The organism is Pedococcus sp. NPDC057267, from assembly GCF_042668795.1.
GTDB lineage: Bacteria > Actinomycetota > Actinomycetes > Actinomycetales > Dermatophilaceae > Pedococcus.
Window position 1 is genome coordinate 1 of record NZ_JBHUYG010000076.1, and the last position, 21682, is coordinate 21682.

Below are 21682 nucleotides of genomic sequence, written 5' to 3' on the forward strand. Positions count from 1 at the left end.
GGGACCGGCAGCGGGGCTCCCCCGACGCGGTGTCGTCAGGAGGTGGTGGCCCAGACGGTGGTGTCGGTCGGCACGAGGCCGTCCTCGGTCAGCGGACCCGAGGCCACGAGGACGGTCGAGCCCTCAGGCAGGGCCACCGGCTCGGCGCCGAGGTTGGTCAGCACGAGCGTCGGCTCGCCCTGGCCGGTGTTGACCAGCGCCACGACGTCGTCGCCGTAGCCGGCGAGGTCGGCGAGGCCGCCGGTGCCCAGCTCGCGCTCGCGGCGGACGCGCAGGAGGGTGCGGTACAGCTCCAGCGTGGAGCCCTCGACCCCGACCTGCTGGTCGACGGCGTACTCGCCGTAGACCGCGGGCTGGGGCAGCCAGGTCGCGTCCGAGGGGCCGAACCCGAACGACGGGGCATCCTTGACCCACGGGATCGGGACGCGGCAGCCGTCACGCCCGATCTCCTTGCCCTGCGTGCGGATGAACGTCGGGTCCTGGCGGAACTCGGCCGGCATGTCGGTCGAGTCCGGCAGCCCGAGCTCCTCGCCCTGGTAGATGTAGGCGCTGCCCGGCAGGGCCAGCATCAGGGTGGACGCGGCGCGGGCACGACGCAGCCCGAGCTCGCGGTCGGGCTGCGGGTCGTCGGCGCTGATGCCGTTGGGACGGCGCTCGCCGACGGGCAGGCCGAGGCGCGAGGCGTGCCGGACGGTGTCGTGGTTCGACAGGACCCAGGTGCTGGGGGCGCCCACCGAGTCGGCGGCCTCCAGCGAGGAGTCGATGACCGCACGCAGGTCGGCCGCGCGCCACTGCGACTGCAGGAAGTCGAAGTTGAAGGTCTGGTGCATCTCGTCCGGGCGGACGTAGCGGACCGCCCGCTCCTGCGGACGGACCCAGGCCTCGGCACACAGGATGCGGTCGGGCTCGCCGTACCCGTCGAGGATCTTGCGCCAGGCGCGGTAGACCTCGTGCACGCCGTCCTGGTCCCACATGGGCGGCTTGGGCGCGCCGGGCTTGAGCTCGCCGTCGAGGATGTGCAGCTCGGCGTCGTAGTCGGGCAGGCCCGGCTCCTTGATGAGCCCGTGGGCGACGTCCACGCGGAAGCCGTCGATGCCCCGGTCGAGCCAGAAGCGCAGGATCGACTCGAACTCGGCGTGGACCTCGTCGTTGTCCCAGTTGAGGTCGGGCTGCTTGGAGTCGAACAGGTGCAGGTACCACTGGCCCGGCGTGCCGTCGGCCTCGGTGACGCGGGTCCAGCCGGCGCCGCCGAAGACCGAGTGCCAGTCGTTCGGGGGCTCGTCGCCGCCGGGGCCGCGGCCGTCGCGGAAGATGTACCGGTTGCGCTCGGGGGAGCCCGGGGCGGAGGCGAGGGCCTCCTGGAACCACACGTGCTCGTCGCTGGTGTGGTTCGGGACGAGGTCGACGATCACCTTGAGGCCGAGCTCGTGCGCCCGCGCCACCATCGCGTCGGCGTCCGCGAGGGTCCCGAACAGCCGGTCGATGTCGCGGTAGTCCGCGACGTCGTAGCCGGCGTCGGCCTGGGGGGAGGTGTAGAAGGGGCTGAACCAGACGGCGTCGACACCGAGGTCGCGCAGGTGCTCCAGGCGGGCGGTCACGCCGGGCAGGTCGCCCACGCCGTCGCCGTCGGAGTCGGCCCACGACCGCGGGTAGATCTGGTAGATGACCGCGTGCCGCCACCACGCGGCGTCGGCGGAGTCTGCGGGGTGGACGAGGTCCGTGGAGAGCGTGTCAGTCACGGGGAACCATGCTCCCGCATGGCTCCGACAGGACGAAATCCACCCCGCCCGTGACCGTATGCCGGTCACGCCGCTGGGGCGGGGGTGCCGCACCTCCCGGGGTGGGCCGGCTACTCCTCGTCGAGCGAGTTCACGAGCGAGTGTGCCGCCCGCTCGAGGTAGTCGCGCAGGAGCAGGTCGTCGGCCGGGGCGAGGTCGAGGGTGTCGACCGCCGCCATCATGTGGTGCAGCCACCGGTCGCGCTGGGCGGGCGTGACCCTGAAGGGGTGGTGCCGCATCCGCAGGCGGGGGTGGCCGCGCTGCTCGGAGTACGTCGTCGGGCCGCCCCAGTACTGCTCGAGGAACATGCGCAGCCTGTCCTCGGCAGGGCCGAGGTCCGCCTCCGGGTAGAGCGCCCTGAGCGGCTCGTCCTCGGCGACGCCGCGGTAGAACTCGTGCACGAGCCTGCGGAACGTCTCGTGGCCCCCCACCTGGTCGTAGAAGCTCGTCGGCTGCCCGGGGGTGCTCATCGGCCGCCCACCGGACCGGGCCCGAACGGCGTCATGACCGGTGCCTTGATGCCGTTCTCGTCGAAGGCCGCCTTGACCCGCTCGCGGATCTCGCGGGAGATGCCGTACTGCTGCTCGGGCGCGGTCTTGGCGAGCACCCGGATCGTGATGACCGAGCCGGTCATCGACTCGACCCCCACGACCTGCGGCTCCTCCAGGAGCTTGTCCTGCCAGGCCTCGTCCTCGTCGAGCCGGTGCACGACGTCGCGGATGAGCGGGATGACCTTCTCCAGGTTCTCGCTGTACGCGACCGGCAGGTCGACCACCGCGGTCGACCAGCCCTGGCTCTTGTTGCCGATCCGGACGATCTCGCCGTTGCGGATGTACCAGACGACCCCCTGGCCGTCGCGCAGCCGCGTCACGCGCAGCGAGACCTCCTCGACGGTGCCGATGGCCTCACCGGTGTCGACGACGTCGCCGACGCCGTACTGGTCCTCGAGGATCATGAAGATCCCCGACAGGAAGTCCTTGACGAGGCTCTGCGCACCGAAGCCGAGCGCGACGCCGCCGACGCCGGCCGTGGCCAGCACCGGGGCGAGGTTGATGCCCACGATGCCCATCACGGTCAGGATCGTGATGAGGGCGACGACGAAGGTCACGGTGCTGCGCAGCAGCGACCCCATCGTCAGCGTCCGCTGGCGGTGCCGCTCGTGGGCCGCGCCGGTGGCGCTGGCGATGGCGCGGCGGGCGCGACCGGGCTCCTGGGCCCGCCGCGCGTCGGCCCGGGCCAGCGTGACCTGGACCGTGCGGCTGATCGAGCGCAGCAGCACCCAGCGGGCCACGAGGGCGATGAGGACGACGACGACGACCTGCAACGGCGCCCCGACGAACCAGTCGGCGGCGCCCTTCCAGGTGAGCTTGCTCAGCTCCTGCACGACGTGATCAAGCATCGGCGTCCCGGGCCTGGGCGCGCAGCGCGCGGGCGACGGGGTCGCGGTTCTCGACCACCAGGCGCCTCAGTGCCGCGGGCGCGTCGCGGTGGGTGTCGAGCCACTGCTGGGTCGCGTCGTGCAGCTCCCGGTTGGCCAGCACCATGGGGTAGAAGCCGGTGACCAGGATCTCGACGATCGCGTGCGAGCCCTTGGACTCCACCGTGTCGAGCATCTCGTGGTACCGGGCGACGTAGGGCTCGAGCAGCGAGACGTCGTGGACGGTGGTGAAGCCCAGGGCGATCGCCTCGATGACGGAGTTGGGCAGCCCGTCCTCCTCGACCGCGCGGCGCCAGGCGGCGGCCTTCATCTCCGGGGTGGGGATGGCGGCGAGGGCGCGGGCCCAGCGCTCCCGGCCGGTCGCGGTGTTGTCGCGCTCCTTCTCGGCGTCGACCTCCTCCTCGGTGGCAGCGCCGACCGAGGCGAGCGAGGTCAGCAGCGTCCAGCGCATGTCGGTGTCGACCGCGAGGCCCTCGAGCACGTCGGAGCCGTCGTAGAGGGCACGCAGCCAGCGGGCGTGGTCGCCGCCGGGCTGCACCCCGGCATACGTGGTGAGCAGCTGGAGCTGGGCGTCGCTGCCCGGCGTGGCGGCCTCGGTGAGCGCGCGCAGCCGCGCGGAGGCGGTGGACACGGCCTCGGCGCGGTGGTCGGGGGCGACGTACATCTCCAGCGTGGTGCGCAGCTGCCCGAGGAGGGTGCGCAGCATGGTGGAGTTGCTCTCGCCCGCCAGCGTGGTGAGGACGAGGTCGACGAAGTCGCGCCCGGGCATCTCGGCGTCGCGCGTCATGTCCCAGGCGGCGCCGAGCACGAGGGCGCGGGGGAGGCTGTCCGCGAACGACCGGGTGTGCGCCAGGGCGGTGGCGAGCGAGCGCTCGTCGAGTCGGATCTTGGCGTAGGCCAGGTCGTCGTCGTTGACGAGCAGCAGGTCCGGCGCGGGGCGGCCGACCAGCTCGGGAACGGGGGTGCTCTCGCCGTCGACGTCGAGCTCCACCCGGTGGGTGCGCACGAGGCTGGTGCTGCCGTCCTCGGCGGTCTCGACGTCGTAGAGGCCGACGGCGAGGCGGTGCGGGCGCAGCGTCGGGTACTCCTCGACCGCGGTCTGCTCGATGACGACCGAGGACAGCAGGCCCTGGTCGTCGGTCCCGACGACCGGGCGCAGGGTGTTGACGCCGGCGGTCTCGAGCCACAGCTTGGACCAGGCGCCGAGGTCGCGGCCGGAGGTGGCCTCGAGCTCGGAGAGCAGGTCGTCGAGCGTGGTGTTGCCCCACGCGTGCTTGGCGAAGTAGGCGCGCAGGCCGTCGCGGAACGGCTCACGGCCGACGTAGGCGACGAGCTGCTTGAGCACCGAAGCGCCCTTGGCGTAGGTGATGCCGTCGAAGTTGACCTCGACGTCCTGCAGGTCGCGGATCGGCGCCACGATCGGGTGCGTGGAGGACAGCTGGTCCTGGCGGTAGGCCCACGCCTTCTCCGCGATGCCGAAGGTGGTCCAGGCGCTCTCCCACTCGGTGGCCTCGGCCTGGCAGGTGGTCGACGCCCACTCGGCGAACGACTCGTTGAGCCACAGGTCGTTCCACCACTTCATGGTCACGAGGTCGCCGAACCACATGTGCGCCAGCTCGTGCAGGATCGTCACGCCGCGGCGCTCGACCATCGCCTCGGTCACCTTGGACCGGAAGACGTAGATCTCGCTGATCGTGACGGCCCCGGCGTTCTCCATCGCGCCCATGTTGTACTCGGGCGTGAAGAGCTGGTCGTACTTCTCGAACGGGTACTCGCAGTCGAACTCCTCCTCGAAGAACGCAAAGCCCTTCTTGGTGAGCTCGAAGACGTTGTCGGCGTCGAGGAACTCGAGCATCGAGCGGCGGCAGAAGATGCCCAGCGGCACGGTGCCCTTGCGCGTCTGCACCTCGTCGCGCACCACGGCATACGGCCCGGCCACCAGCGCGGTGATGTAGCAGGACATCCGTGCGGTCGGGGCGAACGCCCAGGTCGCCACGCCCTCGCGCACCGGGGTCGGCTCGGGGGTGGGGGAGTTGGAGACGACCTGCCAGTGGTCGGGGGCCGTGACCGTGAAGCGGTAGGTCGCCTTGAGGTCGGGCTGCTCGAAGACGGTGAAGACCCGCCGGCAGTCCGCCACCTCGAACTGGGAGTAGAGGTAGACCTCGCCGTCGACCGGGTCGACGAGGCGGTGCAGCCCCTCGCCGGTGTTCGTGTATGCCGCGGTCGCGTCGACGGTGAGCGTGTTCTGCTCGGCGGTGGTCGGGATCGTGACCCGGACGCCGTCGAAGTGGCTGGCCGGGTCGAGCGACTCGCCGTTGAGGGTGATCGCCTCGACGGAGGGGGCGATGAGGTCGATGAAGGTGCCCTCACCGGGGCGGGTGCTCGTGAAGGTGACCGTCGTCGTGCTGCGGAACGTCGTCTCGGAGGTGGTGAGGTCGAGGGCGATGTCGTAGTGGTCGACGTGCACGAGGCCGACGCGCTCGGCCGCCTCGTCGCGGGTCAGGTTCTTGCCAGGCACAAACAGCTCCTGCGGTGGGTGTCCAGGGGTCGGCCCATCCTGTCACGGGCAGCCACCCCCGGGAGGGCGCACCCGGGGTCGCGCCCGGCGTCGCGCGCGGGGGTCGCCCCACCCGGCGCGACCGGCCGCGTGGCCAGTGGCAGGATTGGTCGGGTGAGTGCTGCGACCGACCTCTCGACCACCCGTTCCGCCGCCGAGTTCTGGTTCGACCCGCTGTGTCCGTGGGCGTGGATGACCTCCCGCTGGATGATGGAGGTCGAGAAGGTCCGTCCCGTCGACGTGACCTGGTCGGTGATGAGCCTGTCCGTGCTCAACGAGGGCCGCGACCTGCCCGAGGAGTACCGGGCGATGATGGAGAAGGGCTGGGGCCCGGTCCGCGTCATCATGGCCGCGCGCCGCGAGCACGGCGTGGAGGTCACCAAGCCCCTCTACGACGCGATGGGCACGCGGATCCACCTCGGTGGCGAGAAGGACTTCGCGAAGGTCATCGTCCCCGCCCTCGAGGAGGTCGGGCTGCCGGTCGAGCTGGCGCAGTACGCCGAGAAGGACGACCTCGACCAGGAGCTGCGCGCGAGCCACCAGCGCGCCATCGACCTGGTGGGCGACGACGTGGGCACGCCGGTCGTGGCCGTCAACGGCGAGGCGTTCTTCGGCCCGGTCGTGACCCCCGCCCCGAAGGGCGAGGCGGCCGGGAGGCTGTGGGACGGGTGCGTGCTCGTCGCCGGCACCCCCGGCTTCTACGAGCTGAAGCGCAGCCGCACCGTCGGCCCCATCTTCGACTGACGACGACGGCACGAGCGGGAGACGAGAAGACCACCATGCGCGTCCACATCGGCGGCGACCACGCGGCATACGACCTCTTGAACGAGCTGGTCTCGTTCCTGGAGTCCGAGGGGCACGAGGTGACCAACCACGGCGCCCACTCCTACGACGCCGAGGACGACTACCCGGTCTTCGTGCTGCGCGCCGCCGAGGCGGTGGCGGCCGACCCTGGGTCGCTGGGCGTCGTGCTCGGCGGCTCGGGCAACGGTGAGCAGATGGCGGCCAACAAGGTCGCCGGCATCCGCGCGGCCCTCTGCTACAACACCGAGCTGGCCCGGCTGGCGCGCGAGCACAACAACGCCCAGGTCATCTCGATCGGGGGCCGGATGAACACCGTCGAGGAGGCCAAGGACATGGTCCGGACCTTCCTCGCGACCCCGTTCTCGAAGGCTCCGCGGCACGAGCGGCGGATCACGATGGTCGACGAGTACGAGAGCACGGGGACGCTGCCGCCCCTGCCCTGATCTGTGGAAATCCCGCGGTGGCGCCGGGCACGCCGTTAGGGTGTGCGCAGGGATCGGGAGGGGCCGAGCCCGTTGCCGCGACGTAGCGGGGCCACCGCCCCCCGCCTTGCCGAAGGACCGCACACGTTGGACGTCGACAGGACGCTGCTCGTACGCCGAGCCCTCGCGTCCCGGGTCCAGCGCGGCCGGGCCCGCTGGGTCCGCTGGGGCAACGCCGGGACGGTCCTCGCCCTGGTGCTGGCCGCCGGTGCGCTCTGCTGGGCGATGTACCGCTGGCCGTCCACGGTGCCCTTCTCCGCGTACATCCCGGTCGCCGTGGTCGCCGGCCTCTTCCTGCCCCCGCGACGCCTCGCCCTCGTGGACGTGGTCATCCTCGCTGCCGGCGTCACCACCGTCGTCCAGCGCGACGCACCCACCACGCTGGTGGGCGCACTGATCGTGCTCGTGGCCATGATGGGGCTGATGTTCTGGGTGGCGGCGTCCCGGGCCCGCCTGGGGGTCCAGGGCAACCTCGGCGAGTCGATGCTCGTCGACCTTCGCGACCGCCTGCGCACCCAGGGCGAGCTGCCGCCGCTGCCCGACGGCTGGGGAGCCGAGCTGGCGGTGCTGTCGGCGTACGGCGACTCGTTCTCCGGCGACTTCCTCGTCACGAGCAAGACCGGGTCGGTGCTCGAGCTGGTCCTCGTCGACGTGTCGGGCAAGGGCATCGCGGCGGGCACGCGGTCCCTGCTGCTGTCGGGCGCGTTCGGCGGCCTGCTCGGCTCGATGCCAGTGGAGCGGTTCCTCCCGGCCGCCAACTCCTACCTGCTGCGCCAGTCGTGGGACGAGGGCTTCGCGACGGCGGCGCACGCCATGCTCGACCTGGAGACCGGCGAGTTCAGCGTCGGCTCGGCCGGCCACCCGCCGGCGGTGCGCTTCAACGCCGGCTCGGGCCGGTGGGAGGTGCTCGAGGGCGAGGAGGGGCCGGTGCTGGGGGTGACGGAGGGCCTGACCTTCCCGCGCATCACCGGGCGGCTCGGTCGCGGCGACGCGCTGCTGCTCTACACCGACGGGGTCATCGAGGTGCGCGACCGCGACCTGCGCGACGGCATCGACCGCATGCTGGGGACGGCCGAGCGGATGATCTCCCGGGGCTTCGAGGGCATGGTCGCGCGGATGTGCGCGGCAGCGCGGGCCGGGGAGACCGACGACCGCGCCGCCGTCCTCGTCTGGCGCCGCTGACCAGGCGCCGCTGACCAGGCGCCGCCGACCCGGCGATACCGACTCGACGAGGCTGACCGGGCGGTGCGGACCCGCCGAGGCTGACGCGTGGCTGCGCGGTCCGTCAGGCGGTGGGGGTGGGCTGGGCCGTGGTGCGGGCCGCCGCCCGACGGCCGATGTTGGCGCAGTCGACGCAGACCGACTCGGGGATGAGCCCGAGCCGCATGAGGCCGGCGAACACCAGGCAGCCCACGCAGATCCCCGCCAGCGCCTCCAGTGCCGGGAAGACCACCATGACGACGCCGATGACGACCACGGGGACGGCCTCGCCGGCCAGCCAGAACCCGCTGGCAGCGAGCGTGAGGACGGCGCCGATGGTGGCAGCGAAGCGCTTGGGCGGACCCGCGGTGTAGCGCGGGGCGGCCGCCACGCGGGGCCGGACGAACCGACCCACGAACCGGGCGACGGGGCTGGCGGAGGGGCCCCAGCCGGCGCGGAGCACGAAGTCGGCAGCCAGCACGGCATACAGCCACCACTGGTGCGCGGCCAGTGCCAGGACGCCCAGGACGAGCACGACGCCGGCGATGAGCCGGACGGTGACGTCGTCGACGATGTTGGGGAACCGGGAGATGCGCATGCATCCATTATGGATCAGATAACGGTGGGTTATCGCGTGGGGTCCGTCACGCGGACGGAGCGACGGCACGGTCGGGGGTGGGGGCCGGGGCGCAGCTGCCCGTCTGCCACGCTGGGGCCGTGGACGAGACGGGACACGTGCGCAGCTACAACGCGCGCCGGGGGCGGATGTCGGCGCTCACCCTCCAGCGGGTCGAGTCCCTGTTCCCGCGCCACCACATCCCCGACGGTCCGCTCGACCCGGCGGCCGCCTTCGGCCGCGTGGCGCCCGTGGTGCTCGAGATCGGCTGCGGGCACGGCGCCGCGGCCGTCGCGTACGCCGAGACCCATCCCGGCCACGACCTGCTCGCCGTCGACGTCTTCACCCCGGCGCTCGCCCGGATGCTGGCCGAGGCCGACCGTCGCGGGGTGCGCAACCTGTGGCTGCACCAGGGGGACGCCGTCGCACTGCTGCGCGACCGCGTCGCCCCGGGCTCGCTCGCCGCGGTGCACCTGTTCTTCCCCGACCCGTGGCCCAAGGCCAAGCACGCCAAGCGCCGGTTCCTCGCGCCCTACACGCTCGACCTCGTCGCCTCCCGGCTCGAGCCCGGCGGGCACCTGCTCGTGGCCACCGACCACGAGACGTATGCCGCGCACGCTCGGTCGGAGCTCGCTGCCCACCCGCGGTTCGTGGTGACCGAGGGGGAGCGGCCGGCCTGGCGGCCACGGGACGGGTTCGAGGCCAAGGGCCTGGCCGCCGGGCGACGCGTCTCCGAGTTCCGCGCCGACCTGGTCTGAGCCGATTCCCGCGCCTTCGGTCTGCGCACCTCGGGCTACCTGACCCCGGACCTGCACGCTGCGGTCGCGGGTCGGTGGCCCGGAGTCGGCGCGGGCGCTCATGGGCCGTCGGGGTAGCCGGAGCCGCCGTCGCGGTCGGCGCTCCTTCGTCGCGCCGCACGCTCCGGCTCCCTGCATCCGGCTTCCCCGTCGACGGCCTGCGCAAGCTTGGCCGTCCGTCGGGGTAGCCGGATTTGAACCGGCGGCCTTCCGCTCCCAAAGCGGACGCGCTACCAACCTGCGCCATACCCCGACGCTCGCCGGTGTCGATTTCATCCCAGCCGAGCGCGGCCATTAGGCTAACGCCTCGGATTCGCGACGCCGTCGCGGGCCCGCGCGGGTGTAGCTCAATGGTAGAGCCCCAGTCTTCCAAACTGGCTACGCGAGTTCGATTCTCGTCACCCGCTCCACCGCTCGCGCACTCAGGTGCGGGGTCGGCGCAGGGATGCCGACCCGGCCCGGCCCGCGCCGGCCGCCACGAGGACGGCCACCGCGGCACCGGCGTCGACGGCCAGCAGGGCGAGGAGCCCGGAGCCACCGGGGACCTCGAGCCGGGCCACCTGCCGCCCCTCACGGTGTGGGCCGTACCCGAAGGTCGAGGAGGTCAGCGTCACCGGCCGCCGGCAGCGGTCGAGCCAGCTCGCAGGGACCGGCTGGGCGAGCCCTCGGTCAGGACTCGATCGCCTTCTTCAGGTTGGCGAGCATCGTGTCGAGGTCGCGGTCGCCGTTCCAGCCGACGCGGTCCATGAGCTCCCCGACGAAGGGAGTGCCCCCGGCCCAGCCGAAGGACATGGTCAGCTTCGTCCCGCCGTCGTCGGGCTCGAAGGTCGAGGTCCAGACCCCGCCCGCGTTGGCGTGGTCGACGATGCGGTGGTCGGGCACGTACTCCTCCCGGACGAGCACCCACTCCATGTGGAAGAGCAGGAACATCCGGCCGATCATCCGGAAGGTGGACCCGACCCCCTCCGGCGTGGTGTTCACCTCCACCAGTGCCATGTGACGCCGCCACTCCTCGTCGAAGGCCCCGAAGAAGTGGTGCGGGTCCTCGACGTAGGCGAAGACCTTCGTGACCGGCGCATCGATGTGGATGCTCCGTGTGTGCAGCTCCTTGACCGTCCCCATGGGAACCCTCCCGTCTCCGCCCCACCCGGCCGCCGTGCGACCTCACGCGCCCGCAGCACCTCTGCGGGCTCCCTGCGACGAACGTAGGGGGGTGTCCGGGAGGCCGACAGGGCCGGAAGCCCCGGTGCGTGGCACGACGGCCCGCCACCTGGTCGGTGGCAGGCCGTCGTCGTCCCGGGGGTCAGTGCCCGGGCCGTCCCTCGCGGGAGCTGTGGCGGCTCAGAAGGCGCTGGTGCCGTTGGGCGTGCCCAGCCCGGTGGGGCCGTCCCAGCCGGTCTTGGCCGTGCACCACGAGGCGCACGTGCCGTTGCTGCCCGACGTCACGTCGAACAGGCCCGCGGAGTTGGCGTACGGGAGGGTGTTCGCGTAGCCGGCGGTGTTGCCCGACAGGGCGTAGACCGACGCGACGATCGGCGAGGACAGGCTGGTGCCGCCGTACTGCGCCCACCCGGAGGTGCTGGAGTTCGACGGCGCGTAGACAGCCAGGCCGGTGTTGGGGTCGGCCACGGCGGACACGTCGGCGATGGCACGACCGGAGCAGGACGTCATCGCGGACGTCTGGCCGCTCGGCGCCGCGTTCAGGGTGGTGCAGCCCGAACCCGCGCCGCTCCACGCGGACTCGGTCCAGCCGCGGGTGTTGGACGCGGCATACAGCGAGGTCCCGCCGACGGCCGTCACGTAGTGCGAGGAAGCAGGGAAGCTGCCGCCCTGGTAGCCGTTGTCACCGGTCGAGGCGGTCACTGCGATGCCGGGGTGGTTGTACGGGGCACCGTACGACGAGTCGGCGAGGTCGCCGCCGCCGTAGGAGTTCGAGATGGCCACGACGCCGGGCTGCTTGGCGGCGGTGTTCACCGCGGCGCCCAGGTTCGTGAGGCTCGACGAGGACGCCTGGACGAGGACGATCTTGCAGCTCGGGCACGCGGCCGAGACGGCGTCGAGGTCGAGCGCCTGCTCCTGTGCCCAGCCGTTGTCGTAGCGGGGCAGGTTCGTGCCACCGCTCTGGTTCATGATCTTCAGGCAGCCGTTGGCGGTGGTGCAGGCGGGGAGCCCCCACTGCGAGCGGTAGACGGCGAGGTCCTGCTCGGCCTTCGAGTAGCCGTACGCATCCACGATGGCGACCGTGCGACCGGCGGCAGACAGCCCAGCGAGCTTGTACGCGCTCTGGATGTCCGTGGGGGTCTTGCCCGAGATCGCGGCCGGGGTCACCGTGCGGCCCGAGGGGCTGACCGCGGTGCCGTGGTGGTCGACCAGCTTGAGGGCGTCGCACGCCGCGACGGTGGGGGACGTCGGTGCACTGCACACGCGCGCCGCGTGGGCGCGGGGCGAGGCGGCCGAGGCGGACGTGGACGCGGTGGCGACCAGGCCCGTGGTCGCAGTGGCGGCGAGCGCCACGGCGAGGAGCTGCTTGCGCATGGGTCATCTCCTGCATGGGGGGCAGGGGCGACGGCTGTCGCCCTCGGGCGAATCTGTGACGAATTCCCCTGCGGCACAAGATTTCTCGACAAGTCCGGAAGGTCCTGTCGGAACTTGGCCAGTCCTTGTGACAGAAATGGAGAAGGTTCATGACGGATGTCATGGGACCGCGATCGAGCTGTGGTGCAAGCGGGACAGTGCACGGCGCAGGCGTGGCCCCCCACGCCCCGGCGCCCGTCCCCGGCCGCACGCGACCGCGCCGCGCAGGAGGGCTCCTGCGCGGCACGGTCGAGACGCGGTGCGGTGTCAGGCGCCCTTGCCACCGCCGGCGCGGAACTCCTGCCATGCGTCGCTCATGCGGTCGGCCTGGCCCGGGGTGAACATGTCCATGCAGGAGTCCTGCGTGTAGTCCATGAAGTTGTGGATCGGGTCCAGCCCGGGCGCCGGGCACGTGTCGGCGCCGATGGGGCAGTTGAACTGCGGCGCCGCCTCGGGTGCGGTGTCCGCCACCCAGTCGCCGCTCGCGGCACACCCGTGGGCGAACGTGTGCTCCAGCATCAGCCAGTGCCCGACCTCGTGCGTCAGGGTGTCGCCCTCACCGTACTTCCAGGGCTTGGTCGGGTCGTCGGGGTTGCGGCCGCCGGGCATCGACTCGTCGAGCATGACGACGCCGTCGATGTAGTCGCGCCCGTTGTTGTAGCCCTTGGGGAAGTAGGCCCAGCCGAGCAGGCCCCCGCCGATGTTGCCGGCATACACGTTGAGGGTCCGGGCGTCGCCCTCGTGGAGCGCGGACTTCATCTCCTTCTCCACGCCGCTCTTGCCCGGCACCACCGTGTACCAGGCGGGGTTGACCGACCAGGTGACCTCGGTCAGGGCGAAGCGGAACGGGGTGTCGGCGGCGTCGGCAGCCGTGGCGCCGGAGTAGGAGTCGTTGAGCACCTTCATCTGGGCGGTGATCAGCGTCTGCCAGCGAGCCTTCTCCGCCGGGGTGTTCTCGTGGTCGGAGACCATGTGGAACACGACGGGGACGGTCACGGAGCCGGCCGGGGGGGTGGGGAGGTCGGTGAGCGTGCCGCACGCGTTGGCCTCGTTCCTCGGGTAGAGCTCGGGCTCGGCGCCCCTGCCACCGGGACGGACCCGTGCGGCGGAGGCGGCGTCGCCGGAGCCGGGCTCGGCGCAGGCGGCGACGGCGGGGGAGGGCGCGGAGGCGCCCACGGGCGTGGCGCTGCCGGTGCCGAGGAGCGCCAGGGCCGCGGAGGCGGCCAGCGCGCCGAGGCGCAGAGGTGTGCGGACAGGCATGGGTGGTCCCTTCGGTTCCGGTCCCCGTGCGGGGGGCTCCCGGCGGACGCTACCCCGCGGTCCGAGGGGGCGGAACCCCCAGATCCTGCGCCTTCGTGCAGGTCAGAGGCCGTACTCCTCGAGCAGCCGGAGCCAGATCTCGCTCATCGTGGGGTAGGACGGGACCGCGTGCCACAGGGTGTCGAGGGGCACCTCGCCGACGATGGCGACGGTCGCCGCGTGCACCAGCTCTGCGACGTCCTGCCCGACGAAGGTGGCGCCGACGACGACCCTTCGGTCCTCGTCGACGAGCAGTCGTGCGCTGCCCTGGTAGCCCTCGGCCTGCAGCCCCGAGCCGGCGGCGCTGTCCATCGGCACGTCGACCACCCGGACCGGCAGGCCGCGGTCGCGCGCCTCCGCTTCGGTCAGTCCGGCTGCTGCCACCTCCGGGTCGGTGAAGACGACCTGCGGGGACCCGAGCGACGTGGCGTACGGCGTCATGCCCGGCTCGTCGTCGGGACGACCGGCCGCGCGCGCCGCGATGAGGTCGCCGACGGCCCGCCCCTGGTACTTGCCCATGTGGGTGAGCAGGGCGATGCCCGTGACGTCGCCGGCGGCGTACAGCCAGGGGGCGCCCTCGGGTCCCACGACCTCCATGCGGTCGGTGACCTGGACGTAGCCCGGCTTCGAGGTGACCGCGCCGACGTCCTCGAGGCCGAGGCCCTCGGTGGCAGGCCGTCGGCCGACCGCCACGAGCAGCTCGTCCGCGACGACTGTCGACCCGTCGGACAGTGTCACCGTGACCTCGCCGGAACCACCCGGGCGGTCCACCGACTCGGCCTTCGTCGACAGGCGCACGTCGACTCCGTCGGCCTCGAGCGCCGCACGCACGGCCTCGCCGGCGAACGGCTCGTGCCGTCCGAGCAGGCCGTCCGCCTGCTCGATGACGGTCACCGTCGAGCCCAGCGCGGCATACACCTGCGCGAGCTCGGCGGCCACGACGCCGCCGCCGAGGACGGCGAGGCGACCGGGCACGGTGCGGGAGGTGGTGGCCTCGCGGTTCGTCCAGGGGTTGGCGGCGCGCAGGCCCGGCAGGTCCGGGACGAGCGGCGCGCTGCCGGTGGCGAGGACGACGGCCTGGCGGGCCCGCAGGGTCCGGTCGCCGACCTCGACCGTGCGCACGCCCGTGAGCCGCGCCTCGCCGCGCACCAGGTCGATGCCCGCGTGGTCGAGCCAGTCGGCCTGGCCGGAGTCGTCGAGGCGGTCGCTCGTGCCGACGCGGTTGACCCAGGCGTCCCGGCGGGCGAGGACGCCGTCGCGGTCGACGCGCGCGCCCTCCGACCCCTGGACGCGCTGGGAGGCGCGGGTGGCGTGGATGGGCCGCAGCAGCGCCTTGCTCGGGGAGCAGGCGTAGAAGCTGCACTCCCCGCCGACGAGGTGCTTCTCCACGATGGCGACCGTGAGGCCCCCCTTGCGCGCGCGGTCGGCGGCGTTCTCGCCGACCGGTCCCGCGCCGATGACGATGACGTCGTACTCGTCGGTCATGACAGGAGTGCTCCGTTCTGGCCGGGCTCGCGGCCGTGCATGGTGTCGCCGAGGTAGGACCGTCCCCCGTCGCGGTCCAACGAGCGCTCGACCCGGTCGAGGACGCGCGTCCCGGGCCAGACGTGCAGGAGGAGGAGGGCCAGGCTGAGCACGACGCCGATGACGACGGTCGTGCCGGTGCGCGGCGTCACCCCGAAGGCGAGGGCGATGCCGACGACCGCGACCGACTCGCAGAGGGCGAGCCGCACGAAGCTCGACTGCTGGAACGCCATTCTCCCGGCGACCGCCGCGTCGGCGGCCGGGGTGGCCGGCGCGACCGCGGGCACCCGGTAGCCGACGACGGTGCACAGGACGTGCGCGACGACCGCCAGGGCGCCGAGCAGCCACGGCACCCACGTGGGCGGGTAGCCGTGCAGGCCGAGCACGACACCACCGAGCAGGACGGCGAGGACGACGAGGCCGCCCATCACGGCGCCGACGGTCGTCTGCAGCGCCCGCAGCGGTGTGCCGGGCGTCGTGGCGGGGATCGTCATGACCGCCACCCTAGGAGGGGACCGGGGGCCACGCTCGGCAGCGACCCGTCGCGGCGCCCGGAGTAGGGCGCCGACGGCGGGTTCGGCTCTGCGCCCGGGGACGGCTAGCATGAGCGGTGGCCCGGTCGACCGTGCGCGCACCCGCCGCGAACCCCGGGTCCTTCCCTTTGCCCCACGAGCATGGAGTACCGCGCAGTGAAGAGTGCCGTCGAGACCCTCAACCCGACCCGGGTCAAGCTGACCGTCGAGGTCCCGTTCGAGGAGCTCAAGCCGAGCCTCGACGCGGCGTACGCGACGATCGGCAGCCAGATCCAGGTCCCCGGCTTCCGCAAGGGCAAGGTCCCCAGCCGCATCATCGACCAGCGCGTCGGACGCGGCGCCGTCCTGCAGGAGGCCGTCAACGAGGCCCTCCCGCAGTTCTACGGCCAGGCCGTCGAGGAGAACAACGTCCGCCCGATCGGGCAGCCCGAGGTCGACGTGACCGAGGTCCCGGCCGAGGAGGGCCAGGAGCTCAAGTTCACCGTCGAGGTCGACGTCCGCCCCGAGGTCACCCTCCCCGATGACTTCAGCACCATCACCGTCGAGGTCGACGAGGCCAAGGCGTCCGACGAGGACGTCGAGGAGCGGCTCGTCGCGCTGCAGGAGCGGTTCGGCACCCTCAAGGGCGTCGAGCGCGCCGTCGAGGACGGCGACTTCGTCTCGATCGACCTGCGCGCCGTGATCGGCGACGACGAGATCGACTCGGTCACCGGCATCTCCTACGAGGTCGGCAGCAAGAACATGCTCGACGGCCTCGACGAGGCGCTGGTCGGCATGGAGGCCGGCGAGACCAAGAACTTCACCGCGCCGCTGGCCGGTGGCGACCGCGAGGGCGAGGACGCCGAGGTCACGGTGACCGTGCAGTCGGTCAAGGTCCGCGAGCTCCCCGCGCTCGACGACGACTTCGCCCAGCTCGCCTCCGAGTTCGACACCCTGCGCGAGCTGCGCGAGGACGTCACCAAGCAGGCCGAGCGCGCCAAGAAGTTCGAGCAGGGCGTCCAGGCCCGGGACAAGGTGCTCGAGCACCTGCTCGACACCCTCGACATCCCGGTGCCCGACGGCATCGTCGAGGCCGAGGTGCACGCGCACCTCGAGGGCGAGAGCCGGCTCGAGGACGACGAGCACCGTGCCGAGGTCGACGCCAGCACCCGGAAGGCGCTCAAGGCCCAGTTCCTGCTCGACGCCATCGCCGAGCGCGAGGAGGTCAGCGTCGAGCAGCCTGAGCTCATCGAGTACCTCGTGATGTCCGCGCAGCAGTACGGCATGGACCCGAACCAGTTCGCCCAGGCGATCGACCAGCAGGGCCAGGTCCCGGCCATGGTCGCCGAGGTCGCCCGCCGCAAGGCGCTCGCCGCCGTGCTGGAGAAGGCCAAGGTCGTCGACACCACCGGTGCCGAGATCGACCTCAACGAGGTCACCGCCACCGACGTGGCGTCGCACCTCGTCGAGGACGCCGACGACGACCACGAGGGCTACGACCACGCCTGACCCGGCCGGCCGCCCCTGACCGGGGCGCCAACCGCACGCAAACGTATGCCGTGCACCCGACGCGGGTGCACGGCATACGTCATTCGTGTGATGGCTGCCCCGGCCTGCCCACAGGACCATGAGCCATGGACCAAGCGGCCTTTCACAAGCTGCGTCTGGCAGTGCAGGAGAACGCCCACCCGGCGGAGTCCCAGCACGCCCGGGCACTCAAGCGCACCGTCGAGACGGCACTGGAGGACAGCGGCCTCTTCGCCGAGGTCGAGCTCGGCCGGACCGACGACGTCGACCGGCTCGTCATCGGGGTCTGCCGGTGTGCCGAGGACGTGCTGCCCTGGGAAGCGGGGATGGGCATGGAGCGCGTCTGGGCGACCGCGGTCGTCGACGCCCGGTGGGAGGCGCACACGGTCGTGTGCACCGACAGCATCATGGAGTTCGAGGGCGCCTTCACCGTCGACGACCGCGGCAGCTACGTGACGCTGCAGCTCGTCGCCGAGCCGCCGCTGGCGGCGACCCCTGAGCAGTCGGGTGCCATGGGGAACGGTGTCGTCAACGGCGCAGGCGCGACCGGGACCCGGACCTAGGGCGCCGACAGGCCGTCGAGGAGCCGGGGAGCCCTCGAGGAGCCGGGGGGCCGCCGGGACGCGTCCGGCGGGGGAGCGGTCGTCGTGCCCACGCGAAGGGTGGTGGGGTGGACGGCCGCTTCCGGCTGCCGGTCGTCGAGCAGGGCGCGCACCATGGCGCCGAGCCGGCGGCCCTTGGCCTCACCCTGCTGGTCGACCGTGGTGAGCACGCCGTCGAACCACGGGAGGTCCACGCCGTCGAAGCCGGTGACGCTGAGGTCCTGGGGCACGCGCAGGCCGAGGTCCCCGGCGGCGCGGACCACCCCGAGGGCGAGCAGGTCGGACTGCGCCACGACGGCCGTGGGGCGCTGGCCCTCCGGCAGCGCGAGCAGCGGGCGGACGGCCAGTGCCGCCTGCTCCACGTCCGGCAGGGCCGTCTGCACCAGGGGCATGTCCGGCCCGAAGACGTCGGCGAAGCCCAGTGCGCGGTCCCGGGTGTCGACGAACACCGCGTGGTCCACGTCCGCGAGCGTCGTCGGGCCCGTGACGGCATCGGGCCCGAGCGGCATCAGGAGGTGGGCGACCCGTCGGTGCCCGAGGTCGCGCACGAGCCGGGCGACCTCGGCCCCCGCGCCACGGTTGTCCAGCGAGAGGTTGACCACCCGCGGGTCGGCGGGGGCGCCGTCGCCGATCATCGGGATGCCGCGGGCGGCCAGGTGGTCCACGGCGGGGTTGGTGTCCGGCCCGCACAGGGAGAACACGACGGCGTCGAGCGCCGCCGAGCCGAGGTGGGCGATGGCGCGGTCGGGGTCGCCGGCGGGCTGGGCGATGAGCAGCATCCCCGCGGGCACCTCGTCGAGCACCTGGGAGAGGCCGTCGAGCACCGACACGGCGAACGGGTCCCGGAAGGCGTGCCCGAGCCTGCCCTCCACGACCACGCCGACGACACCGGAGCGCCCCTGCCGCAGCGACGAGGCGAGCGGGTCCGGGCCGGCGTACCCGAGCTCGGCCGCGGCCGCCAGCACGCGCTCGACCGTCTCCGGGGCCACCGGTCCCTTGCCGCTGAAGGCGAGCGACGCGGTGGAGGTGCTCACCCCGGCGGCGTCGGCGACGGCGCGCAGGGTGATGCGAGGTTGACGGGGAACGGCCATGCGAGACAGACTATCGAATCGATTCGATCGAAACGATTCGACTCAGTCTCCCCCAGCCCGCCCCGACCTCCCGAGAAGCTTCCGTGACCCAGACCCTCGCCCCCGACCTGACGCGGGTGCGCACCGCCCGCAACGCCGTCTTCGTCGTCTTCGCCCTCGCCGGCGTCGTGTTCTCCTCCTTCGCCTCCCGCATCGCCGACAGCAAGGCCCAGCTGGGTCTGAGCGCCGGACAGCTCGGCCTCACGCTGTTCGCGGCGTCCTGCGGCTCGGTGCTGGCGCTGCCGTTTGCCGGCCGGGTGGCCGACCGCATCGGCGCGTCCCGCGCCGTCGTCACGGGCATGGTGGTCGCCGCGGTCGGCCTCGTGTCGGTGGGGCTCGCCGTCGACGTCGCCCGCTCGCGCCCGCTCATGGCGGCGGGCCTGTTCCTGCTGGGCATGGGCGTGGGTCTCTGGGACGTCGCGATGAACCTCGAGGGCGCCGCCGTCGAGCGGCTGCTGGGGCGCAACGTCATGCCGCACTTCCACGCCGCCTTCTCGGGTGGCACCGTCGTGGCGGCGCTCGTCGGCTCCCTCATGTCCTGGGCCGGCGTGTCGCTGGTCCCGCACTTCCTCGGCGCCCTGGCCGTCTCCGCGGTCCTCGGCTGGTGGGGCGTGCGCGCCTTCCTGCCGCGCGCCGCCGAGGAGCACACCAGCGGGGCGGGCGAGCCGTCGGCCGCTGGGCCCGCACCGGCCACGCCGCGCTCGGCCTGGCTCGAGCCCCGCACGCTGATGGTCGGCATGGTGGTGCTCGCCGCCGCCTTCACCGAGGGCACGGCCAACGACTGGATCGCGGTCGGCTTCGTCGAGGGCCACGGCCTGCCGGCCTGGGCGGGGGTGCTCGCCTTCGCCGTCTTCCTCAGCTTCATGACGCTGGGCCGGATCCTCGGCACCGGCATGCTCGACCGGTACGGCCGCGTCCCCGTCCTGCGGGCCACCTTCGCCCTGGCGGCCGTCGGTTCGCTGATGGTGATCTTCGGCAACCCGGTGCTCGCCTACCTCGGGACCGCAGTCTGGGGCGTGGGCGCGTCGCTCGGCTTCCCCGTGGGGATGAGCGCCTCGGCCGACGACCCCGCCCGCGCGGGCGCCCGCATGTCCGTCGTCGCGACGATCGGGTACACCGCCTTCATCGGTGGACCGCCGCTCCTGGGCTTCCTGGGCGACCACTTCACCGTCCTCAAGGCGCTGCTGGTGGTCACGGCGATGGTCTTCCTCGCGATGCTCGTCATCCCCGCCACGCGGGAGAGCGGCACGCTGACCCCGGGGGCCCCGGAACCCGCCGGGACCGAGTAGCTCCGCGGGTCGGCGCCGTGCGCCCGACGTGGGCCGCGGCCGCCGCGGGAGCGCGGGCCCGGACGAGCGCCACGGGCGCCTTGAGCGCTCTGCGCTCAGGGCGAACACGCGGGTATTCGGGGACTGTGCGGCAGGGGGCCACGTTAGGGTCATCGACAGGTTCAACACCGGCGAGTGATGGAGACCAGCGTGACCAGGAGTGAGATCGTCGCTCAGGACGAGCGGCCGCAGGGTGGTCTGGACGACCACATCTACAACCGTCTGCTCAAGGAGCGGATCATCTTCCTCGGCTCGGACGTGCGCGACGACAACGCGAACGCGATCTGTGCCCAGCTGCTGCTCCTGGCAGCCGAGGACCCCGGCAAGGACATCTGGCTCTACATCAACAGCCCCGGCGGCTCGATCTCCGCGGGCATGGCGATCTACGACACGATGAAGTGGATCCCGAACGACGTCGCGACGGTCGCGATGGGCATGGCGGCCTCGATGGGCCAGTTCCTGCTCTCCGCGGGCACCAAGGGCAAGCGGTACGCCACGCCGCACGCCCGCGTGATGATGCACCAGCCGTCGGGTGGCATCGGCGGCACCGCCTCGGACATCAAGATCCAGGCCGAGCAGATGCTCTTCGTGAAGAAGCAGATGGCAGAGCTCATCGCCGAGCACACCGGGCAGCCGCTCGAGCAGATCGAGAAGGACTCCGACCGCGACCGCTGGTTCAGCGCCGAGGAGGCCAAGGAGTACGGCTTCGTCGACCACGTGTTCAGCAGCGCCTCGCAGGCCGGTGGCCGCCGTGGCAGCGACGACGACAACCCCGTCACCGGGGACAAGTGAGGAACGACGTGAACGCGAACATCAACCCCCGCATGCACGGTGCCGCCTCGGGCGGCCTGCACGTCCCGGGTCCGTCCAGCCGCTACATCCTGCCGCAGTTCGAGGAGCGCACCTCCTACGGCATGAAGCGGCTCGACCCCTACACCAAGCTCTTCGAGGACCGCATCATCTTCCTCGGCGTGCAGGTCGACGACGCGTCCGCGGACGACGTCATCGCCCAGCTGATCGTGCTGGAGTCGCAGGACCCCGACCGTGACATCCTCATGTACATCAACAGCCCCGGCGGCTCGTTCACGGCCATGACCGCGATCTACGACACCATGCAGTACATCCGCCCCGACGTGCAGACGTTCGTCGTGGGCCAGGCCGCCTCGGCTGCCGCGGTGCTTCTGTCGGCCGGTGCCAAGGGCAAGCGGTTCGCCCTCCCGAACAGCCGGATCCTCATCCACCAGCCCGCGCTCGCCGGTGGCGACTACGGCCAGGCCTCCGACATCGAGATCCAGGCCAACGAGGTGCTGCGCATGCGCACCTGGCTCGAGGAGACCTGGGCCCAGCACTCGGGCCGCACCGTGGAGCAGGTCCGCAACGACATCGAGCGCGACAAGATCCTCTCCGCCGAGGAGGCCAAGGAGTACGGCCTCATCGACGAGGTGCTGGCCTCCCGCAAGGCCTCCTTCGAGGACTGACCCGCACCACCGCGTATGCCGCCCGCTCACCTCGAG

Annotated in this window: 21 protein-coding genes and 2 tRNA genes; 10 read left to right on the forward strand and 13 right to left on the reverse strand. The window is 72.4% G+C overall.

The window, feature by feature from the left end; genetic code table 11:
• Positions 1-35: 35 nt before the first annotated feature.
• The 4 genes from ACFUC1_RS15145 to pepN all read right to left on the reverse strand — a co-directional run bounded on the left by ACFUC1_RS15145 (position 36) and on the right by pepN (position 5734).
• On the reverse strand, positions 36-1739 hold the full coding sequence (locus ACFUC1_RS15145) for a glycoside hydrolase family 13 protein (protein ID WP_379121198.1): 1704 nt from the start codon (positions 1737-1739) through the stop codon (positions 36-38).
• A gap of 110 nt (positions 1740-1849) precedes the next feature.
• Positions 1850-2248 (reverse strand): globin, encoded by a 399-nt coding sequence (locus ACFUC1_RS15150; RefSeq protein ID WP_379121200.1) that lies wholly within the window; start codon positions 2246-2248, stop codon positions 1850-1852.
• A complete protein-coding gene (locus ACFUC1_RS15155) occupies positions 2245-3162 on the reverse strand; it encodes a mechanosensitive ion channel family protein (protein ID WP_379121202.1) in 918 nt (305 codons plus the stop codon). The genes ACFUC1_RS15150 and ACFUC1_RS15155 overlap by 4 nt, the downstream gene beginning before the upstream one ends.
• 7 nt (positions 3163-3169) lie before the next feature.
• The gene (gene pepN / locus ACFUC1_RS15160) at positions 3170-5734 is read right to left on the reverse strand and encodes an aminopeptidase N (RefSeq protein WP_379121204.1); all 2565 of its coding nucleotides are present in this window, start codon (positions 5732-5734) and stop codon (positions 3170-3172) included.
• A 153-nt stretch (positions 5735-5887) separates the two neighbouring features.
• Between pepN and ACFUC1_RS15165 the strand changes: the two genes are divergently transcribed.
• From ACFUC1_RS15165 to ACFUC1_RS15175, 3 genes are all read left to right on the forward strand, one after another.
• Positions 5888-6517, forward strand: coding sequence for a DsbA family protein (locus ACFUC1_RS15165; protein ID WP_379121206.1), 630 nt, complete (start codon positions 5888-5890; stop codon positions 6515-6517).
• A 35-nt stretch (positions 6518-6552) separates the two neighbouring features.
• Positions 6553-7020, forward strand: a complete 468-nt coding sequence (locus tag ACFUC1_RS15170) for a ribose-5-phosphate isomerase (RefSeq protein ID WP_379121208.1) — start codon at positions 6553-6555, stop codon at positions 7018-7020.
• Between the two features lie 126 nt (positions 7021-7146).
• Positions 7147-8241, forward strand: a complete 1095-nt coding sequence (locus ACFUC1_RS15175) for a PP2C family protein-serine/threonine phosphatase (RefSeq protein ID WP_379121210.1) — start codon at positions 7147-7149, stop codon at positions 8239-8241.
• A 103-nt stretch (positions 8242-8344) separates the two neighbouring features.
• Here the strand turns inward: ACFUC1_RS15175 and ACFUC1_RS15180 are convergent, their stop codons facing one another.
• Entirely contained in the window at positions 8345-8857 is a 513-nt protein-coding gene (locus ACFUC1_RS15180) for a DUF4395 domain-containing protein (RefSeq protein WP_379121212.1), read from the reverse strand.
• A gap of 119 nt (positions 8858-8976) precedes the next feature.
• Between ACFUC1_RS15180 and trmB the strand changes: the two genes are divergently transcribed.
• Entirely contained in the window at positions 8977-9633 is a 657-nt protein-coding gene (trmB, locus tag ACFUC1_RS15185; protein ID WP_379121214.1) for a tRNA (guanosine(46)-N7)-methyltransferase TrmB, read from the forward strand.
• Positions 9634-9851: 218 nt separating this feature from the next.
• Here trmB and ACFUC1_RS15190 read toward each other — a convergent pair.
• A tRNA-Pro gene (locus ACFUC1_RS15190) sits at positions 9852-9925 on the reverse strand.
• Positions 9926-10008: 83 nt separating this feature from the next.
• On the opposite strand from ACFUC1_RS15190, the gene ACFUC1_RS15195 reads away from it, so the two are divergent.
• Positions 10009-10082: transfer RNA gene (locus tag ACFUC1_RS15195), tRNA-Gly, on the forward strand.
• Between the two features lie 12 nt (positions 10083-10094).
• Here ACFUC1_RS15195 and ACFUC1_RS15200 read toward each other — a convergent pair.
• From ACFUC1_RS15200 to ACFUC1_RS15225, 6 genes are all read right to left on the reverse strand, one after another.
• Entirely contained in the window at positions 10095-10286 is a 192-nt protein-coding gene (locus tag ACFUC1_RS15200; RefSeq protein WP_379121216.1) for a hypothetical protein, read from the reverse strand.
• A gap of 55 nt (positions 10287-10341) precedes the next feature.
• Complete coding sequence (locus ACFUC1_RS15205) at positions 10342-10794, reverse strand: SRPBCC family protein (protein WP_379121218.1); 453 nt, start codon at positions 10792-10794, stop codon at positions 10342-10344.
• 219 nt (positions 10795-11013) lie between these two features.
• Positions 11014-12207: a hypothetical protein gene (locus ACFUC1_RS15210; protein ID WP_379121220.1), complete on the reverse strand. Its 1194-nt coding sequence runs from the start codon at positions 12205-12207 to the stop codon at positions 11014-11016.
• Positions 12208-12513: 306 nt separating this feature from the next.
• Positions 12514-13506, reverse strand: a complete 993-nt coding sequence (locus tag ACFUC1_RS15215) for a zinc metalloprotease (RefSeq protein WP_379121222.1) — start codon at positions 13504-13506, stop codon at positions 12514-12516.
• Positions 13507-13608: 102 nt separating this feature from the next.
• Entirely contained in the window at positions 13609-15030 is a 1422-nt protein-coding gene (locus tag ACFUC1_RS15220; RefSeq protein WP_379121224.1) for a dihydrolipoyl dehydrogenase family protein, read from the reverse strand.
• Positions 15027-15563, reverse strand: a complete 537-nt coding sequence (locus ACFUC1_RS15225) for a hypothetical protein (RefSeq protein ID WP_379121226.1) — start codon at positions 15561-15563, stop codon at positions 15027-15029. The genes ACFUC1_RS15220 and ACFUC1_RS15225 overlap by 4 nt, the downstream gene beginning before the upstream one ends.
• A gap of 195 nt (positions 15564-15758) precedes the next feature.
• On the opposite strand from ACFUC1_RS15225, the gene tig reads away from it, so the two are divergent.
• Positions 15759-17090: a trigger factor gene (gene tig / locus ACFUC1_RS15230; protein WP_379121236.1), complete on the forward strand. Its 1332-nt coding sequence runs from the start codon at positions 15759-15761 to the stop codon at positions 17088-17090.
• 125 nt (positions 17091-17215) lie between these two features.
• Complete coding sequence (locus ACFUC1_RS15235) at positions 17216-17671, forward strand: hypothetical protein (protein ID WP_379121228.1); 456 nt, start codon at positions 17216-17218, stop codon at positions 17669-17671.
• Here the strand turns inward: ACFUC1_RS15235 and ACFUC1_RS15240 are convergent.
• Positions 17668-18801, reverse strand: a complete 1134-nt coding sequence (locus tag ACFUC1_RS15240; protein WP_379121230.1) for a substrate-binding domain-containing protein — start codon at positions 18799-18801, stop codon at positions 17668-17670. The two genes, ACFUC1_RS15235 and ACFUC1_RS15240, sit on opposite strands and share 4 nt — an antisense overlap.
• Before the next feature lie 83 nt (positions 18802-18884).
• Between ACFUC1_RS15240 and ACFUC1_RS15245 the strand changes: the two genes are divergently transcribed.
• The 3 genes from ACFUC1_RS15245 (at position 18885) to ACFUC1_RS15255 (ending at position 21646) form a co-directional block, all read left to right on the forward strand.
• Positions 18885-20129, forward strand: coding sequence for an MFS transporter (locus ACFUC1_RS15245; protein ID WP_379121232.1), 1245 nt, complete (start codon positions 18885-18887; stop codon positions 20127-20129).
• Positions 20130-20318: 189 nt separating this feature from the next.
• Positions 20319-20960 carry an ATP-dependent Clp protease proteolytic subunit gene (locus tag ACFUC1_RS15250; RefSeq protein ID WP_379121234.1) on the forward strand — a complete coding sequence of 214 codons (642 nt, stop codon included), beginning with the start codon at positions 20319-20321 and terminating at the stop codon, positions 20958-20960.
• 32 nt (positions 20961-20992) lie between these two features.
• Positions 20993-21646: an ATP-dependent Clp protease proteolytic subunit gene (locus ACFUC1_RS15255; protein ID WP_379121238.1), complete on the forward strand. Its 654-nt coding sequence runs from the start codon at positions 20993-20995 to the stop codon at positions 21644-21646.
• Positions 21647-21682 lie beyond the last annotated feature (36 nt).

Coding starts and splice junctions, on each gene's coding strand:
- ACFUC1_RS15150 (WP_379121200.1), bottom strand. CDS start 2,248: ATGAGCACCCCCGGGCAGCCGACGAGCTTCTACGACCAGGTGGGGGGC.
- ACFUC1_RS15170 (WP_379121208.1), top strand. CDS start 6,553: ATGCGCGTCCACATCGGCGGCGACCACGCGGCATACGACCTCTTGAAC.
- ACFUC1_RS15180 (WP_379121212.1), bottom strand. CDS start 8,857: ATGCGCATCTCCCGGTTCCCCAACATCGTCGACGACGTCACCGTCCGG.
- ACFUC1_RS15205 (WP_379121218.1), bottom strand. CDS start 10,794: ATGGGGACGGTCAAGGAGCTGCACACACGGAGCATCCACATCGATGCG.
- ACFUC1_RS15210 (WP_379121220.1), bottom strand. CDS start 12,207: ATGCGCAAGCAGCTCCTCGCCGTGGCGCTCGCCGCCACTGCGACCACG.
- ACFUC1_RS15215 (WP_379121222.1), bottom strand. CDS start 13,506: ATGCCTGTCCGCACACCTCTGCGCCTCGGCGCGCTGGCCGCCTCCGCG.
- ACFUC1_RS15220 (WP_379121224.1), bottom strand. CDS start 15,030: ATGACCGACGAGTACGACGTCATCGTCATCGGCGCGGGACCGGTCGGC.
- ACFUC1_RS15225 (WP_379121226.1), bottom strand. CDS start 15,563: ATGACGATCCCCGCCACGACGCCCGGCACACCGCTGCGGGCGCTGCAG.
- ACFUC1_RS15235 (WP_379121228.1), top strand. CDS start 17,216: ATGGACCAAGCGGCCTTTCACAAGCTGCGTCTGGCAGTGCAGGAGAAC.
- ACFUC1_RS15240 (WP_379121230.1), bottom strand. CDS start 18,801: ATGGCCGTTCCCCGTCAACCTCGCATCACCCTGCGCGCCGTCGCCGAC.
- ACFUC1_RS15255 (WP_379121238.1), top strand. CDS start 20,993: ATGCACGGTGCCGCCTCGGGCGGCCTGCACGTCCCGGGTCCGTCCAGC.